The organism is Aulosira sp. FACHB-615 (genome assembly GCF_014698045.1).
GTDB lineage: Bacteria > Cyanobacteriota > Cyanobacteriia > Cyanobacteriales > Nostocaceae > Nostoc_B.
Genome location: NZ_JACJSE010000013.1, coordinates 83,802 through 101,920, shown reverse-complemented (window position 1 = coordinate 101,920; position 18,119 = coordinate 83,802). Strand labels below are relative to the sequence as shown.

Here is an 18,119-nt window from a genome sequence, read left to right as displayed (position 1 = left end):
ATTATTATTACTTAATTTCAATTCCTACAATTGAATTTTTATTATGACGTGATTTTGCTATCTTTAATGCTAAAAAAGTTTCCATTAGGCTTCTACCGTAACCAATTGAGCAAGTCAAGCCATTAGTAATATTTCGATAAGTTTTTTGCATCTCATGAAGTGTGCTGCGGTTGAAATTACCCTTAAATAGTAAATCATCTCCAGCTTGGAAAATTATTTGTCCATGTGATGAAGTACAAACTTTCTCGCCGATTTTACAAACTGCCTGACTAATTGAATCACTAATTTGTTTAAATTGTTGTTCAGCACTAGAATCGAGAAACAGATGTTCTAGTATTTCTCCAGTATTATCACCATCTAATCCGTAATATAATATTTCATTTGAAGATATATCTTTATCAAAAATTTCTCTAGTTTTTTTTGGGGCTTGAGTAGGAGTATCTTTCGCTAAAATAGGATGTATAATATCTGTATAAAATTCAATAAATGGAAATGACATTTTAATAGATAAATCTGCCTTGAATTTTTCAATATCTGTCAATAACTTTCCTTTGTGAGTAGTGCTATTTCTAAGATAAAGTATAAAATCATTAAATTTTTGAAAAAATTCAATATCAAAATCAGATGAAGCATCTTGCTTTACCATCTTTTCAATATCTTTCATCTTATTACCAAGAGTTTTTTTGTAAATTTTATAAATCTCATTTGAATTGGATTTTAAACTAAAATTACATATCATCACAGTTATTAAATCTTCTATACTAGCCGATAAGGAAGAAACAGCAATTCGATATACAGTGTTATCTCTTTTCTTATCTCCTTGCAGTTTCAGTTGTATGGAATGAATAAGATTATCTCTGAAGAATTCTTCATCAGCAGTATCACTATTAATATTTTTAAATCTCTGTGTATGAAGTTCTATAATTCTCTTATAGCGAGCTACTTCTGCTAACCCTAGATAGGCGATATCATCTAGCTTAGTAGTATCTGGTACTGGAACATAACTTGGTAATAAGTCTTCAATACCATGAAAACCTAAAGTTCCTTTTATTCTCTCCATTAATTTAGTAATATCAATTATAAATTGATACTTTATATCTAGAATATAAGCAACAACAGACAGTAGATTCTTTTGAAATGAAGTACCATTTGTTAAATCAATAATTAAGTGGGAATTCACTGTATTATGAGTTGCAATCATCTCAATATATTCAATAAGTTTTTTTGTGGATTCATTAGAATTATTTATGTCTATGGTACGATTGATTAAAGAATCATGGGAAATTCCATGATTAGCTAAATGCTCTATCCAGTTTGGACAATTAGGGTCTCTGTAAAGTTTTTTATGTGATTCTTGAGAATGGATAACAAAAATATTAGTTAAAGGTTCGTTGAAAATCTCGATAGACTTACTATTTGCTACAACTATTGAATTAGCGAAAGTAGAGGGATTAACATTACCATATACAATAAGTTTTGCCATAGTTTGTCTTTGATTAAATTCTTTATGTCTAGGTTTAATAATCAATAGCATAACCTTAACACTAAATTTTGTACAGATAATATTAAATAAATAACTTCACAAGTAGCTTTCATCGATCTTATTTGTTTATCAATGTGTAGAATTTACGCAAAATTATAGAAAAAATCTGCTTTGCCTCTGTAGACAGTTTGGGATCATTATTTAACCATTAGTAGAGGATATCTGATACTACAAATTAATGAAGTGAAGCGATTACACCTCTAAATTTCCATAAAATAAAACAGCGATCGCACCCACCCCACACCTCCAAATTCCCAACCTCAAGAGCAATCGCACGCACCCCACACCCTTAAATTCTCATCCAACCAATCACGTTAGAATAAAACTGCATCTCATATAGCAGAGGTAACGCTATGAACATCGAACAAACAGTTTTAGAAACCTTGCGAGAACTACCCACAGATAAACAACAAGAGGTTTTAGATTTTATCCAATTTCTTAAATATAAATTATCGCTTCAAAACCCATTACATATATCTGATAAACAAGAAGACATCAGAGAAGATAAAGAAATTAATGACTTCTGGTCAGCTTTACAAAACTTTAGACAAAGAGTTGATTTAGAGAGTATTGACGATGACACATTTGAGGATTTACGAGATAAATCACCAGGCAGAGAAGTAAATTTATGAGTTTAAAGTATTTACTAGATACTAACATCTTATCAGAGGCTAAAAGACCTCATCCGAATGAAGCAGTTATGGCCAAGCTAAGGCTGTATAGTCAAGAACTATCCACTGCTACCCTAGTTATTCATGAGATGCTATACGGCTGTTTACGTCTGCCTATTTCTAAAAAACGTCAAGATATAGAAGATTATATAAATAGTGTAGTTCTAGCACAAATACCTTTATTTAATTATGATATGAAATCTGCACAACATCACGCTCAAGAAAGAGCTAGATTATCAAAAGTTGGTAAAACTCCTGGTTTTATTGATGGTCAAATAGCGAGTATTGCAGTCACAAATAGCTTAATTTTAGTAACTAATAATGTGGCAGATTTTCAGGATTTTAATGGTATAGACATAGAAAATTGGTTCATTAATTAAGGTAGTTACTAACAAATTAAGCGATCGCACTCCCCACACCCGCAAATTTTCAACCTCAAGAGCGATCGCACCCACCCCCACAGCCCCATTTTATTTCTCTTGTTCCCTGATCTGTCCCCTTACCCATTCCCTGATTGCTTGTCGAAATACCCTTTTTCCTGCCATACGGTATTTTTCAATTAGTGAGGGAATTTCTAAAATATTTAAATGGGGAAATACTAAACTTGTTTTTGTTTGAATATATTCTTCCCCTTGCAATTGGTAAATTTTGATTTCTCCAGTGTCATAACACCAAATTTCCGGCACACCTAACCTTGCATAAATTGAAAATCTATCTAACGATTTACTGGTAACATCAATTTCTAAAGCTAAATCGGGAGGAGGGTCTTGATTTAAATCAAACTTGAGCTTACCTCTAATTAATGCTTCATTTTGAAAATAAAAGCAATTATCAGATTCTATTCCAGCTTTTTTTAATTCTTGTTTCCAGGTGGCTGAACCATAACACTCGTAATCTATCTCTAAAATTTCTGCCGTATCTTTGATGATGTCACCAATTATTTCTTTGTAATATTCGTGTTCTGGTAATGGTGTCATAATCTCTAATGTGCCATCATCGTAAGCTATTTTAGCGGCTCGGTTCTCACCTAAGTCTACTAGTAAACTCTCAAATTTTTGCCAACCAATATTATGGAGAACTACTCGGTCAGCACGACGTTCAGTTAATAGCATAATTCCTCGCAGTCTCAGTTAACTATAAATAGCAATCAGGAATCAGTGAAAAATCAAGTATATGTTGAAAATTCATAACTGATGACTGAGCCACATCACAATTTATGTTTATTTATTCTATCAATGATGATTGATGAAGAATTTTCCCCTTTTGGGGATGGAATTGCTTAGAATATTGAACATCAGTTAAGTATCTTATAGCAATGCCACGAGCAGCTACAACCACGAAGCGTCAGCCAAAAGCTAAGTCTGCGTCTACGTCTTCAGTTCTTATACCATTTCACTCTAAACATGATACAGATAGGCAAGCAGCGCCTCGACTCCGCTCGGCGACCGGAAACAAAGGTGTAGAGGAAGTGATTTGTATCAGTAATTTCGTGAATTGGTATTACATGGGCGGATGAGACTGAATTAGTGGGTTTGGTGTTTGATTTGGAAGCAACGGTTTCTGCTTCGCTTTACTCACAGTATACGATTGGGCTTCATGCTTGGTTTCTTGATCAGGTGCGACAAGTTGATCCTGAGTTATCAGCTTATCTCCATGATGGCGAGTCGGAAAAACCTTTCAATATTTCGGCGCTAGAAGGTCAATTGTTACCGAGTGGGAAGCAACTGAAGTTAGTCGCTAACCAAATTTACCATTGGCAAGTCAATGCACTATCGCCAAAAGTAGCATTATTTCTTCAGCAGTGGTTGACTCATTTACCCAAAACTATCGAGTTGAGTGGTACACCTTTAGCAATTAAACAGGTGAATATTGCCCATCCTCCCACGACTTATGCACAATTGCTAAAGTCTTTGTTAATCTGAGTTTTGTTTCACCCACTAGTTTTCGCCGCAAAGGTCATCATTTCCCGCTACCAGTCCCTGAAAATTTGTTTCACAGTTACTTGCGGCGATGGAATGATTTTTCTGGGATGTCTGTAGAAGCAGAGGCTTTTTTGAAATGGGTTGATGAAAATGTGATTATTCATCAACACCGTTTGGAATCGATGAAAGTTGCAGCCGGAAAACAAGGTTCTGTTACAGGGTTTACGGGGGCGATTTCTTTGGGTTTGAGTAAGGTGGGTTTGGCAAATACTGAATTTACGCAGTTATTTTATGCTTTGGTGAGACTTGCGCCCTACTGCGGTACGGGACATAAAACAACTTTTGGTTTGGGACAAACTCGCTTGGAGTGGGTAGAACAAAACTCAACAACAACGGCGCAGTTGTTAACCAATATGTTGGCAGAAAGAATTGAAGAACTGACGGAATTATTTACAGCCCAACGCAAACGTAAGGGGGGCGATCGCACTGATAAAATTGCTTCTACATGGGCAACTATCTTAGCGCGTCGAGAAATGGGAGAATCATTACAGGCGATCGCAGATGATTTACAAATGCTCCCGGAAACGGTGAAAACCTATGTTAAGTTAGCGCGGAAAGCTATTAAGCAGCAAGGAGAGTAAGGAAATACAACGCTTTACTAGTTGTTTAATCAGCAATGTTATAATGTTGCCTCACGTTGTGAATACGTCGCCTCACATTGTGAATGTACCAAGTCACATTGTGAATGTACTCAGTCACATTATTAATGTATCCAGTCACATTGTTAATGTGTTGCTTCATATTGTTAATGCACCGGGCTTACTTATTAATTCATTATGAGAAGTCTTTGAGAGAACAGAATATTAAAGCAATAACGCGATGTGCGACTTATTCTTGAAACCCCTCTCCAAACCTCTCCCCGAAACGGAGAGAGGCTTTGAATCTTGCTCCCCTTCCCTGGTAGGGAAGGGGTTGGGGGTTAGGTTTGAGAGAAAGTCGCACACGGCGTAGCAATAAGGTTTATTTAAGTCTTAAACTATTGGTTCAAGTCAATTTTTTTAACGAACCGCAAAGAGCGCAAAGGGCGCAAAGAGAAAGAAGAGATTACTAACTAAATCTGTATATATAGTAGGAGTATAAGGTAAAAAAAGTTTTTTTAGCTACTTGATTGCAACTAAAGTGTTGTATGTTGGGTAAAGCGATCGCTCCACCCAACTGACTTTGTTATAACCTGTTACCTCTCACCTCTTCCCTGAATATTTAAAGCTCGTCCTTGAACTGTGGGAGCAGAGGGAACGTTTAGTAAACTGTTGATGGTTGGGGCAATATCGATATTGCGAATTCTGCCAATGTTACCACGACGCTGAATGTCAGGGCCAGCAGCATAAAAGATGGCGCTGAGACTGGGAATTGTGGGATCATAACCATGCGCCCCGTAGAAATTTGGTACGGAAAATACAGAATTATCTGTGTCTCCTAAACGGGTGATGATGGGATTTTGTATACCGTCAAAATTGTATCCCGATCGCATAATTGCAAACACATCACCAGTATCTTGACCGACAAATTCGCTTGTACCTAAACCAAATTTTGGATCGTTGACATCGCTGGGTAATGGGCGGGGGTAAATTAAGTCAAAAACTGCTTGTTGTCTTCCCCGCAAGTAATTAGGATTGTTATCTACTAATTCCCGCAATGCTGTGATCAGTTGCTGTTGTAATGTAATGTATTCCGCACGACTGACAACACCGTTAGGTTCACGTCCTTGGAGATTAATATAAATGTTGGCGGCTGGCCCTGATGTGACGGCGCGGACTTTAGTTAAGTCAAAGCCGCGATTTCTCAGGTAGTTATTTAAGTTAACAGCTGTGTGAAAGGGAGCAAAGCCATGATCGGAAACAACTAAAATGTTACTGTTGGGTGTACCTTGGCGATTTGTCCCCACTGCGTTGATGATGCGCTGAACGGCATTATTAGCGGCTTGATAACCAGCTTGTACGTAAGTTCTATATCGCGCTACTTTGGCTTTATCTTGTCTAGCGCCAATGGATAATGGATTGGTCGGATCACTAGGTTGACGAGAATCAGTTAATAAAAATTGGTGTTCTGAGCCATCTGGTTGTTCAATATAAACCATGACTAAATCTGCATTGGGATTTTGGTTAATGGCTCTCAATGCTAGTCGGGTTTGATAATCAACAAATAATTGTACTTGGTCTTCGTAAATATCTTCTAGTTCGCTGTCGGGGAAAGTGGTAAATCCTGGGCTGAGGCGTTCTGGAATGCGGAAATCAGCTTGGGGCGACCAAAAACCAACGTTACTAAGAACATCATCGACACTGGTTTGCACTGCGGGGTTACGGGGAATTGCATTTGCAGAATAACGTGCAATGCGAACGGTACTCAAGTCGGGTGCGAGATTGCTGACGTAAAATGCTGTACCTGCTTGATTAGAACTGCCTTCTAAATAAAATAAACTAGATTTACGATCGCTCGCCTTCACATAAGCCGGGCCAGTTGCAGGTAAACTAAAAGTCCCTGTGGGAATACCAAGTTGAGCATCAAAAAATACTAATGTGTCGTAATTGGTGCGGCGATCGTTTGTTGTATCTAGTGCGGCAACTTGAATATTATAATTGACACCACCAACAGTAAACTGATCATTTAAACTTGCTTGTAAAATCGGGCTGTAAGAAATTCTGCCTGCGTTATTTAATTGCGTCACTATCAAACTAGTTGCAGAACTAAATTCAGCAGCAGTTAAACTAAAACCTCTTGCACCTACCCCCGCAAACGCCCCAAAGGGAACGGTGTAAGATACAGTTCTGTTGCTGGCTGGTTGAATAATTGGGCTATTAGTTAAACCAGGAACTCTGACATCAACTCCATCTGCACCGGGAAAGGTAGCCGCCACCACTTGCTTACCATTGCGCTGAAGCCCGACCCAAATTGGTTCTGCCGTTGGTTGTACACTGGCGCTAGGGCCGATTGTAGAATAACCACCAATTGGTGCGCCAAAACCACTAATGTTAGAGGTAAAGGGACTGGCAACTAAGTGAAATGTATTAGAGTTAATATCATTGCGGGCAGCAGTGGAACCTGTACCAATAGCTACATGACAAGCCGCAGTTAAAGAGGCACTGCAAGTAATATTTCTTTCAGCATACACACCTTGTCTTCTGAGTAATCCTAATCCTTGGCTGCGGTTTAATACACCATCCCTTAAGTACTGCTCGACAAAATCGGGTGTGGCACCATCGAGAGAAATTAAAATGACTTTGGGACTGGGTGTATTAGCTACTGGTTGAGCCGCGATAGAATGCACACCTAAACTCAGGAAAACAGTCACCAGCACTATTGCAGATAAGCGGAAAAATAACTTATGTCTAAAAGTCTGCCTTAGCCACTGCCATGTTTGATTTATGCCATAGAATTTTAAATACTTGCTCACTTGTCCTCCGTTAGTCTGCGACCGTCATTTGCATAGGATGATTGCTGATCAAATTTATTGACGGTACGTTAACGAAAGGCTATGAAAATCTTAAGTCGAGAATTCTATCGGAATTTGGTTTGATGGATGAATAGACAAGGGAGAGAGGGGAGACAAGGTAGACAAGGGGGATAAGGGACAATTGTTAGCGCCGAATTATTTGGGAGAAAATAGCAATGGAATGCGATCGCACTTTGGCGATCGCATTTTAGAAGCCACAACTATAGCGGTGAATGCTTTACTCACCATTGATAACTTTGATGAAGCGGTGAAGACGGCTTTACAAGTGATGGGTGAAAGTTTAGATTGCGATCGCTTGGGTGTGATTGAACATTTTCCCATTCCATTATCTACTCTACCTGGTTGGCGATCGCTGTATGAATGGAATGCACCGAATATCATTGCTCAAATCTCCCATCCCACAACAGCCCAAGGAACCTACACCGGGATTGAGGAATGGTATCAACGCCTGCAAGCAGGTGAAAGTATTAGCTGTTGGCTCGAAGAAATGCCAGAACCGTTTCGTAGTGGACAAGCGGCAATTGGTGTGAAAGCATTGTTCGCTGTGCCGATTTTTGTCGAAGAACTATTTTGGGGAGTTTTGAGTTTTGATCACTGTCGTCAAGCCAAACACCCCAGCACCGCCGAATTAACATTGTTAAAAACCGCCGCCGCTTGTATTGGTAGTGCCATTCAGCGTCAACGTATTCGCCAAACCGAACAAAAACGCACAGAAGAATTAGCAAAAGTTAACCAAGAGTTACAACAACGCGATCGCTTACTGTCTGTAGTTGCCCAAGTTACCAAAAATCTCTTAGATGCAGAAGATATTGATGTAGCAATTCCTCAAGCTTTACAAGCCATTGGTACAGTCGCCAAAATTAGTCGCGTGCAAGTCATCCTTGAACGCCAAAACCCAACCACCCAAAAATTACAACACTGCATCACCTATGAATGGGTAGCTGGAGGTATTTCTCCCCAAATTCATCATCCGACAATGGCAGTTATTGATAATGATGATGCCGAAATTTTACTGAAAGAACTATATGCAGGTCGTTCCATCTGGTATTTAATAGATGACTTACCCCATTCCCTCAAAGCGCAATTCCAATCACTAAACATTAAATCTTCTGGAGGTGTACCCTTATTCATCGAAGGACGCTACATCGGTTGTGTGGCTTTTGATGATTGTGTTACGCCGCGCCATTGGAGTCAGCAAGAAATGGATGTCCTCACCACTGCGGCGGAGGGAATTGGAGCCGCGCTGCATCGCAAACAATTAGTAGCACATCTGATTCAAGAACGCGCCAGTACTGTAGAAAAACGAGTCGCAGAATTAGTTAGAGCCAATGAATCACTGCGTGGTTGTGTGAATCGATTGGCAGATGAACCAGATTTAGAAACATTCTGGGAACATATTTTACTAGAAGCCTCCGCCCAAGCCAAATCCTATGCCGCCGCTTTGTTTTTGTATGACGCATCAACTAACACTAGTTTGATGAAACGTTATGTCAGAGAAGGTAAAGTGATTCCGATCCACACAGATCCCGAATTTGTGCAATTTCGTCTGCCAATTTCCGCAAATATTTTTTCTTATTGGCAAGAGGCGCTATTTAAGGGCGAGGTAATTTTTTTTAATGTCGAGGATAACAAGAAATTGCTCGGCGCAAGAATTAAATGGCATCGCGCTCAAGGACATCGTTCTATTGTACGTGTACCTTTAATTTTGGGCGATCGCCCCTTGGGATTCATTGGTTTGTGTTTTCGAGAACCCAGAACGGGTTTACCTGCAAATATTGAATTGATTATTGCCCTAGCACAGCAAGCCACCTTAGCCATCCATTTAACTTCTCTCGCAGAACAAAGTCGTCAAGCCGCAATTTTAGAAGAACGCAACCGCATGGCTAGAGAAATTCATGATACCCTAGCGCAAGCCTTCACTGGTGTGATCGTTCAATTGGGTGCAGCTTCCCGCATCATTCCCCAAGATTTACCAGAAGTCCAAGAACATATCACCCAAGCCAGAGAACTAGCGCGGGAAGGTTTAGCCGAAGCGAGGCGTTCGGTAAATGCCCTACGTCCCCAAATTTTAGAAACGCAGAATTTACCCACAGCCTTTCATCACCTCGTAACGCAGATGTCGGCGGTGATTGATACTCAGATTATCTGCAAAATCATCGGGGAAGCTTATCCCTTAACAGTCGATGTTGAAAATAACTTGTTACGCATTGGCCAAGAAGCATTGACAAACGCTATTAAACATGCGTTTGCTAGTGAAATTGTGATTGAATTAGTGTATGAACCGACGCAATTGATTTTAAGGGTGAAAGACAATGGTAAGGGATTTGCACCAGAGAGTTTAGCTGTTGTTAAAGGTTTTGGCTTGATGGGAATCAAAGAAAGAAGCGATCGCATCAAAGCCCAGTTAACCATTAAAAGTTTGCCACAACCAGGCACAGAAATTACCATCCTGATTCGTCGAGACTAAAGCATGACTGACAACCACCCCATCCGCATCTTGATAGTTGACGATCATCCCGTCGTGCGTCAAGGTTTAGCCGCCATGATTGACCGCGAATCAGATATGACAGTTGTCGGACAAGTTTGTAATGGATATCAAGCAGTAGAAATATTTCCCCAACTGCAACCTGATGTTACTTTAATGGATTTGCGAATGCCAGAAATGGACGGCGTTGCAGCGATTACCACTATTTGTCGGGAATTTGCTAATGCTAACATTATTGTCCTCACTACCTACGACGGCGACGAAGATATTTATCGTGGCTTGAAAGCTGGGGCGAAGGGTTATTTACTCAAAGATGCCGAACCAGATGAATTACTCTTAGCAATTCGCATCGTCAACACCGGACAAAAATACATTCCCACATCCGTCGGCGCTAAATTAGCCGAACGAGTAGGAATATTGCAACTCAGCAGTCGAGAACTCGAAGTGATTCGGTTGATGTCCACAGGGAAAACCAACCAAGAAATTGCAGCAGTATTGCAAATTTCCGAAGGCACTGTCAAATATCACGTTAATCATATTCTCAGCAAACTTGGCGTAAGCGATCGCATCCAAGCCGTAATTACCGCCCTCAAACGCGGAATTGTCACGTTGCACTGAAATAAGAATTCAGGAGTCAGAATGAACACCGAGCGGATATCTAATTTTCTTGTACAAGAACCTTTTTCTTCTTTCTTACCTTTGCGTCCTTGGCGTTCTTGGCGGTTCGTTTCCATATCTATGTTTTTCATGACTCATTTAGGATTGCTATAGCTAAATCTTAGGCAGTTGATTCAGAAGTAAAAAACAGCCAAACACCACTGAAACACCTTATTTATACTTCATACCTTTTCCACTAGTACAGGCTGGCGTAAATAACCAGACCATAAGAAATTGCTAAAAAGCTTCTGGTATCACTATTCCAGGACTTACGTAAAATCATGAAAAAACGTAGACGCGCAAGCGGCTTCCCGCAGGGTACCGCAAAGAGCGCAAAGGACACGAAGTTAAGTAACCACGCAAAATTAATTACAGTCATTGCGAGCGAAGCGAAGCAATCCCAGCCCTTGCGATTGCTTCATTTCGCTTCGCTCCATTCGCAATGACTTTGTGTAATTAATTATGTTTAACTACTTAAGAGGATTTGAGAGGGTTCTTGCGTAAGTCCTATATTCTTTCTTTTTACTTTTGCCTTTTTCCACTAGCCAAAAGTTAAGGTCATATCCCCATCTCTGAGTTAGTCATCAACTCACCTTGTGGTCTATGTAAAACTTCAACTTTGGACTAGGGACAAATGTTAGCCGATTTTATAAAGTAATAGCAATTTGAAATCCGTTGGTTCTGCGCCAGTTTTATTGAGATCACGTCGTGCTAATTCTGCAATGCTCAAACTTATGACGTTGTTACTAGTCAGCAGCATGACTGTGATGGCTAATGTAACCATTTCCTCTGCCTTACCGCCTATAGAAGCATCTGATATTGAGAATTTCTCAGAGCCGAATATTTTAGAGCAAGTCCCGACTGTTAGCCAATTCGCCGATGTACAACCTACAGACTGGGCTTTTGTGGCACTGCGATCGCTCGTTGAAAAATATGGCATCATTTCTGGTTATCCTGATGGAACATATCGAGGTAATCGGGCGATGAGTCGATATGAATTCGTTGCGGGTTTAAATCTTGCCCTCACACAAATTCATCAACTCATCGCGGCGGGTGATACCGTTTCCCCAGAAGACTTGACATTATTACAAAAACTCCAAACAGAATTTGCGGCAGAATTAACCACCTTGCGATCGCAAGTTGAGCAATTAGAAGCGCAAACAACTGTATTAGCATCCCAGCAGTTTTCTACAACCACAAAACTATCAACGCAAGTCATCATCGCTGGGAATGCAGGCGGATATACAAGCGATCGCATCATTGCCCCTAGAGGTGCTGTAATTACCGAAAATCAACCAAATGCCACCATAATCTACCGAGTTAGCCTCAATTTCAACACCAGTTTTACAGGTAAGGACTTATTACAAGTGCGGTTAGTAACTGGTAGCGGTAGTGCTGATGACAACACAGCAGGTTTTTTAGAACCAAATTTAGGAAGTACTCTAGAGTTCTCCATCCCTGGTAGAAATAACCAAATCAGCCTAGCGCGTCTTTATTACACTTTCCCCCTGGCTCAAGACTTGAGTTTAACCTTGGGGCCATCAATTACCGCCCCCGATTTTGTTGATAAAAATCGCTATGCCAACCTGAGTTTTCTGGATTTTTCTACTCAAGCCTTAGTGAATAACTATGTACTGTTTCCCAGAGCCAGAGGAGCAGGTGCGTCTCTGGAATGGAATCCAGGTGCAGGAGCTTTACATTTACGCGGAGTTTACCTAGCTGGCGATGCTAACAATACCCTACCAGAGAATGCCCAATTGTTTGGCGGTGGTAGACCACAAGACATTCGCCTGTTTCCCGTTGGGGGTGGTGGTGCGACAGGCGGTTTATTTGGCGATCCTTACCAGGGAATCATCGAATTAGAATATTCACCGAGTCAGAGTTGGGCGCTACGTCTGCAATATGGCGGGGGCAGAATTTTTGGCAGTGATTTTGCTGCTTTCGGAGTCAATTTTGACTGGGCATTGAGTAATCGCTTGGGTGTATTTGGTCGATATGGCTACAGTTCTTACAGTAATACCACTGTCGGCGATATTCACCCAAATTATTGGATGGCAGGGTTGGCTTTTCCTAATTTATTCGTGAACCGAGCCATAGCTGGCATTGCGATCGGTCAGCCATTAATTGAAAATGCTGTGGGTAATGCGACTCAAACTAATTTTGAAGCCTTTTATAATTTCCCCCTCACAGAGCGAATCCGCATCACTCCCTTAATCCAAGTCATTACCAACCCCGCCAATCAAGATGCCAACGGCACAATTATTAGCGGCACTATGCGAATGGTTTTATCGTTTTAACCTTTTTCTTGATGACAAATACAGCCTATGAAAGTACCATGTCAATATCCATCGCCTGGTGTAATTGCGATCGCTCGGCGTGTCAAACCAGGATTAGAAGAAGCTTTTGAGGAAGCAACCAAAGGTGTGATTCTCGCAGCCAGCACCTTTCCCGGCTATATGGGGAGTGATGTGTTATTTCCCCTCACGAAAAAAGGCGAGTGGCAGTTAATTTTGCGGTTTGACACCGCTAAACATTTACAAGAGTGGGAAGAATCGGTAATTTGTCAAGGTTGGATTGCTCGCGCCGAAGCTCTCACAGTAGATGGAGCCAAGGTGATGCGCGTCAATAGCTTAGAAGCTTGGTTTGCTCTCCCAGAAATCCCCAACGCCTCACCGCCCCCTAAATGGAAAACTGCGATCGTCAGCGCAGTCGGTCTTTATCCTGTGATTTCGATTCTGCCGAATTTTCTCCGACCAATTACTAGTGGGCTACCGGTTTGGATAGCTAGTCTAGTGAACATTAGCATCATGATGCCCTTGATGACTTGGGTGATTATGCCCCAGGTAACTCGTTTATTTAAAGGTTGGCTTTATCCATCTAAGAGTAAGAAGTAGTACAGCAGTCGAAACATAGAAGAGAAAGTTTAAAAAGCACCAATCCCAGGTATAGTCAGACTTTTCCCTCCTGACTTGAAAGTGCTTTTAGCGGTAGCGGGGCGTTTAGCCCGTGCTGAGTTAAAAGTGCTGAGTAAAAATACTAGCTGCTCTTTCATGCTTGGCTATGAAATAAGTTTCATTGGGACTGACTTCTACAAACAATCACAAAGGACGCAGAACAAATGACTAACCATCAAGATTTATTCTCACCCATCCAGCTAGGTGATTACACATTACCCAACCGAATTGTTATGGCTCCCATGACGCGCAATCGGGCTGGGGAAGGCAATGCACCCACACTGCTAAATGCTACATACTACGCTCAACGTGCCACGGCTGGGTTGATTGTCACCGAAGGTTCGCAAGTATCACCCCAAGCTTTGGGTTATCCAGCTACACCAGGAATTCACTCTCAAGCACAAATTACAGGTTGGCAAGGGGTAACAAGAGCAGTACATAGTGCAGGTGGGAGAATCTTTTTGCAACTATGGCATACAGGACGCATTTCTCACCCTTCTTTACAAGCAGATGGCGGATTACCTGTAGCGCCATCTGCGATCGCACCTGCTGGTAAAGCTATGACTTATACTGGTGATCAACCCTTTGTTACACCTCGCTCCTTGGATTTAGATGAAATTCCTGGTGTGGTTGATCAATTCCGTCAAGGCGCGAAGAATGCCCTAGAAGCTGGTTTTGATGGTGTGGAAATTCACGGAGCCTTTGGGTATCTAATTGATCAGTTTTTACAAGATGGTGCTAATCAACGCAGCGATCGCTATGGTGGTTCCATTGAAAATCGGGCGCGGTTTCTGTTGGAAATCACAGAAGCAGTATGTAGCGTTTGGGGTTCAGCGCGGGTAGGAGTGAAACTATCACCCAGCAACACATTTAACGATATCCATGATTCTGATCCAAAATCAACATTCAGCTATGCGATCGCTGCCCTCAAGAACTTTAACTTAGGATATCTGCACTTGATGGAACCCACACCTGCCGATATTCGCCACGGCGGTAAACCAATTCCCGTTGCAGAATTTCGCCCTTTATATCCTGGGGTGTTGATAGCCAATGGTGGTTACGATAAACAAAAAGGTAATGCTGCGATCGCTAATGACAATGCAGACTTAATTTCCTTTGGTGCATTATTTCTCGCCAATCCCGACTTACCCAAACGTTTTCAGTTAGATGCACCCCTCAATCAAGGCGATCGTAATACCTACTATGGTGGTGATGAAAAAGGTTACACAGACTATCCTTTTTTACCCTCTTAGTGCTGAGTGCTGAGTCATAAAAAAGTACTCAGCACTATAAAAATCTACTAGCGTGATCCGTGCAAAATAGCTGTTCTTGGAGTGAGATAACGCCGTGTGCAACTTTCTCTCAAACCTAACCCCCAACCCCTTCCCTACAAGGGAAGGGGAGCAAGATTCAAAGCCTCTCTCCGCTTGCCTAACGGCAGGCTAACGCCGACGGGGAGAGGTTTGGAGAGGGGTTTCAAGAATAAGTTGCACATCGCGTGAGATACAGAAAAAATAAAATTAACCGCAGATGGACGCAGCGAAAAGTTGCGTGGGCGGCTCTGCCGACTTGAGCAAACTTTTCAAGACAGATAAACGCGGATGAATTTGTAGAGTGACGCGATAAAGCATCCCGCGTATGTAAAAAAGTAAAAAGTTGTACCAAGCGGAGTGCAAAGAAGTTGATTAATCAACCCTGTCGCCATCCAAAATTCAACATGGTATTACCCTCTACATACACGGGAAACTCATAAATTACACTGCTACCATTTCTGGTTCTGGCTGGATTACAGACAAATTACCAAAAAAGTCGTAGTGATCTAAGGCTTCTAAAATTCCCCAAGCATAGCGGCCTTGAGCAAAGTAAATTTGAGGATAGCCGCGTAACTTGTGAATTTCTTTGCTGTAGTTCCCGACGACGACTGCCAAAGTATTGCCAGTTAGCATCGATTCATCATTACCAGATGCACCTGCGACTAAGAACTGTTTCACTGGTAATCCCCATTTCAAAGCAACATAGCGCAGTGCATCTCCCTTAGAAGCGCGGAATGGCAATAAGTCAAGATACATATTGTGACTAAAAATGCCTTTGACGGGGAGTTGTTGCTGGCGTAGATGGCGGATAATTTCGCGGAAATGTGGCGCTTTATCAGCATCAACAAAGTAGCTAATTTTAAACTTACCTTGGGTATCTGGTGGCTGTAATTCCAGTCCAGGGATATCTTTCATGGCTTCTCGAATTGCCGCAGGTTGCCAATTGTAGCTGATGTGTTTCTCCCAACTGGTATCTGTCACGATTTTGGGGCCATAGTAAATTTCACTACCTGCGGAAGTAATCAGCAAATCTGGCATGGGAAATTCCCATTCTTCCAACATATTTAAGGTACTGCGGAGGTTACGTCCAGTAGCAATGCCGACACCAGTGGTATGTCCTTCAGCACGAATGCGGTGAATTAATTTGTGCAGGGCTTCTTGATCGCCTAATAAGGTATTGTCAATTTCGGTAACGAGAAAGCGATCGGCGGTTGGGAGATGGTTTGTATCGGGGATTTTCCATTGTGGGCGATCGCTTGTGGGAAATTCTCGCACCGGCGACAGTAAAGACTGCACTTTCTGTTGGGGAAATAGTCGGACTTTCTCTAAATATTGTTGTACATGACTTTCCCAAGAGAAAGATTGACGCACATTCACCAAGCCATTGCTAGACCAGTCTTGCCATTGGGCGGTATTTGTTAAAGCTTGATGCAAGGCTTTTTGAATGTCTTGGATATTTAGCGGATCAATCAATAAACCATTTTGACAAGCGCCAATAATATCCCTCGGCCCACCGTCACAGGTGGCAATAATTGGCACACCGCAAGCTGTAGCTTCAATTAAAGTCAATCCAAATGGTTCTGTGAGTGCAGGATTAATAAATACTCCACCAGTTTTTGCGGTCAAGCGATATAAATCTGGGACATCATCAGAAACATGGTGTTTGGGATAGGCTACATGGCCATACAGATCATAGCGATCGATTAATTGAAAGATTTCGGAAAATACCTGACGTGGCCCAGATTCCATAGTTGAAATGTCTTCTCGCTGTCCTAGAACAATGACGAGATTAGCCAACTCACGTAGTTTGGGATCTTCCCCAAAGGCTTTGATTAGCCGACCAACGTTTTTGCGAATTGCTGGCCGAGAAATGGCCGTAATCATCGGCTTTTCTGGTTCTTTGAGGAATCGCTGTAATTGCTTGTAAATGGGGGGTTTTGGCCAATCTGCGGGGGCGGGATAAAATTTCTCTAAGGTTACTCCTGGCGGGATGACCACCATTCTTTCTGGTTGATAGCGGTCGTAAATACTGTACTGTTCCTCAATTTCTTGACTTGTACTTGCAATCACTAAGGCTGCACCACCAAGGGTAATTTCTTCGGCTTCAATGCGGGTACTAATATGAAAGTGGTCTTCAATGGCTTCGAGTTTGGTTCCTTGTTCGAGTAATCGTTGCTGTTTGACTCGTCCCAGGGAATGACCTGTGTGTACTAGTGGCGTTCCCAACCAACCAGCCACTCGACAACCAACATATCCTGCATCGGCGTAGTGAGTGTGAATGACGTTGGGAATCCTGCCAACTTTGCGGATATGTCTGAGTAATTCATCGGCAAATGTATCTAAATGCGGCCAGAGAACTTCTTTGCGGAGGTAGCGACGTGGCCCACAAGCGAGGCGAATAATTTGGGCTTTGTCTGAGAGAATTTCTACAGGCTTGGCGTAGTCGGAACTGATTTTAGGGTCATCGATTAAACGTGTTACCAAGTCAACTCTTTCTACTTGGGGATGTTTGGCTAAGGTACAGGCAAGTTCAACTACATACTTTGTTTGTCCACCGGTGTCAGCATCTCTGCCTAATTCGAGATTTTCTCCCCTAATCAAGCCGTGAACACTGACTAGTAGAATATACAACCCTGAACTATGTGATATCATGTCTTCCTCTGTGGTTGATTGTAGATAGGTAATGCTATAGTTCGCCTGATGAATTTTTAATTTGTTGGGAGAGTTAAAGACAAAACATCGATCATTCGGTAGCCTTACTCAAATGTTTGATACTTATTTTTCCTGACTATGGACTAAATCATTAAACAACTAACTGCGAAAACCAAGGTATTTTGTGTGTTTTTGCCTTGGCAAAAATGCCAATTAATGGTCAAAAAATTGGAATTTGAGGATGGATGATGACAAAATTCGGCTATGATGTATGCTTTGTCATTTTTAAATCGACAAACTGGATTTTTATTTCGTAAAATAAATCACTCCTTGAATCATCGCTAAAAATTGCTGGTGAAAAAAAGCGTGGTACTTGGTTTTTTGTTCATCAAGATTATACGATGAGATAAT

The 18,119-nt window shown here is 41.4% G+C and carries 13 protein-coding genes and 1 pseudogene; 9 read left to right on the top strand and 5 right to left on the bottom strand.

Translation table 11 applies throughout. From position 1 onward, the window contains the following. Window positions 1-7: 7 nt before the first annotated feature. A complete protein-coding gene (locus H6G77_RS20515) occupies window positions 8-1,483 on the bottom strand; it encodes a mCpol domain-containing protein (protein WP_190872583.1) in 1,476 nt (491 codons plus the stop codon). Between the two features lie 413 nt (window positions 1,484-1,896). On the opposite strand from H6G77_RS20515, the gene H6G77_RS20510 reads away from it, so the two are divergent. After that, window positions 1,897-2,175, top strand: a complete 279-nt coding sequence (locus tag H6G77_RS20510; protein WP_190872582.1) for a DUF2281 domain-containing protein — start codon at window positions 1,897-1,899, stop codon at window positions 2,173-2,175. Then, window positions 2,172-2,594 (top strand): type II toxin-antitoxin system VapC family toxin, encoded by a 423-nt coding sequence (locus H6G77_RS20505; RefSeq protein WP_190872581.1) that lies wholly within the window; start codon window positions 2,172-2,174, stop codon window positions 2,592-2,594. The genes H6G77_RS20510 and H6G77_RS20505 overlap by 4 nt, the downstream gene beginning before the upstream one ends. A gap of 90 nt (window positions 2,595-2,684) precedes the next feature. On the opposite strand, the gene H6G77_RS20500 is transcribed toward H6G77_RS20505, so the two are convergent. Next, entirely contained in the window at window positions 2,685-3,326 is a 642-nt protein-coding gene (locus H6G77_RS20500) for a Uma2 family endonuclease (RefSeq protein ID WP_190592329.1), read from the bottom strand. A 381-nt stretch (window positions 3,327-3,707) separates the two neighbouring features. Here H6G77_RS20500 and cas6 point away from each other — a divergent pair. Further along, a pseudogene (gene cas6, locus H6G77_RS20495) lies at window positions 3,708-4,777 on the top strand (CRISPR-associated endoribonuclease Cas6). A gap of 593 nt (window positions 4,778-5,370) precedes the next feature. On the opposite strand, the gene H6G77_RS20490 reads toward cas6, so the two are convergent. Further along, the gene (locus H6G77_RS20490) at window positions 5,371-7,587 is read right to left on the bottom strand and encodes an alkaline phosphatase family protein (RefSeq protein WP_313934088.1); all 2,217 of its coding nucleotides are present in this window, start codon (window positions 7,585-7,587) and stop codon (window positions 5,371-5,373) included. Window positions 7,588-7,768: 181 nt separating this feature from the next. Here H6G77_RS20490 and H6G77_RS20485 point away from each other — a divergent pair, with 181 nt between their 5' ends. From H6G77_RS20485 to H6G77_RS20470, 5 genes are all read left to right on the top strand, one after another. Then, on the top strand, window positions 7,769-10,114 hold the full coding sequence (locus H6G77_RS20485; protein ID WP_190592330.1) for a GAF domain-containing sensor histidine kinase: 2,346 nt from the start codon (window positions 7,769-7,771) through the stop codon (window positions 10,112-10,114). Between the two features lie 3 nt (window positions 10,115-10,117). Further along, window positions 10,118-10,750 (top strand): response regulator transcription factor, encoded by a 633-nt coding sequence (locus H6G77_RS20480; RefSeq protein ID WP_190872580.1) that lies wholly within the window; start codon window positions 10,118-10,120, stop codon window positions 10,748-10,750. 21 nt (window positions 10,751-10,771) lie between these two features. After that, window positions 10,772-10,903 carry a hypothetical protein gene (locus tag H6G77_RS36305; RefSeq protein WP_277880618.1) on the top strand — a complete coding sequence of 44 codons (132 nt, stop codon included), beginning with the start codon at window positions 10,772-10,774 and terminating at the stop codon, window positions 10,901-10,903. A 551-nt stretch (window positions 10,904-11,454) separates the two neighbouring features. Further along, window positions 11,455-13,086, top strand: coding sequence for an iron uptake porin (locus H6G77_RS20475; RefSeq protein ID WP_242049267.1), 1,632 nt, complete (start codon window positions 11,455-11,457; stop codon window positions 13,084-13,086). Between the two features lie 27 nt (window positions 13,087-13,113). Beyond that, on the top strand, window positions 13,114-13,683 hold the full coding sequence (locus tag H6G77_RS20470) for an antibiotic biosynthesis monooxygenase (RefSeq protein WP_190592332.1): 570 nt from the start codon (window positions 13,114-13,116) through the stop codon (window positions 13,681-13,683). A gap of 29 nt (window positions 13,684-13,712) precedes the next feature. On the opposite strand, the gene H6G77_RS36300 is transcribed toward H6G77_RS20470, so the two are convergent. Continuing rightward, a complete protein-coding gene (locus tag H6G77_RS36300) occupies window positions 13,713-13,841 on the bottom strand; it encodes a hypothetical protein (RefSeq protein ID WP_277880616.1) in 129 nt (42 codons plus the stop codon). A gap of 66 nt (window positions 13,842-13,907) precedes the next feature. On the opposite strand from H6G77_RS36300, the gene H6G77_RS20465 reads away from it, so the two are divergent. Next, complete coding sequence (locus H6G77_RS20465; RefSeq protein WP_190872579.1) at window positions 13,908-14,996, top strand: alkene reductase; 1,089 nt, start codon at window positions 13,908-13,910, stop codon at window positions 14,994-14,996. A 501-nt stretch (window positions 14,997-15,497) separates the two neighbouring features. On the opposite strand, the gene H6G77_RS20460 is transcribed toward H6G77_RS20465, so the two are convergent. Beyond that, window positions 15,498-17,708, bottom strand: coding sequence for an HAD-IIB family hydrolase (locus tag H6G77_RS20460; protein ID WP_199331575.1), 2,211 nt, complete (start codon window positions 17,706-17,708; stop codon window positions 15,498-15,500). Window positions 17,709-18,119: the final 411 nt, after the last annotated feature.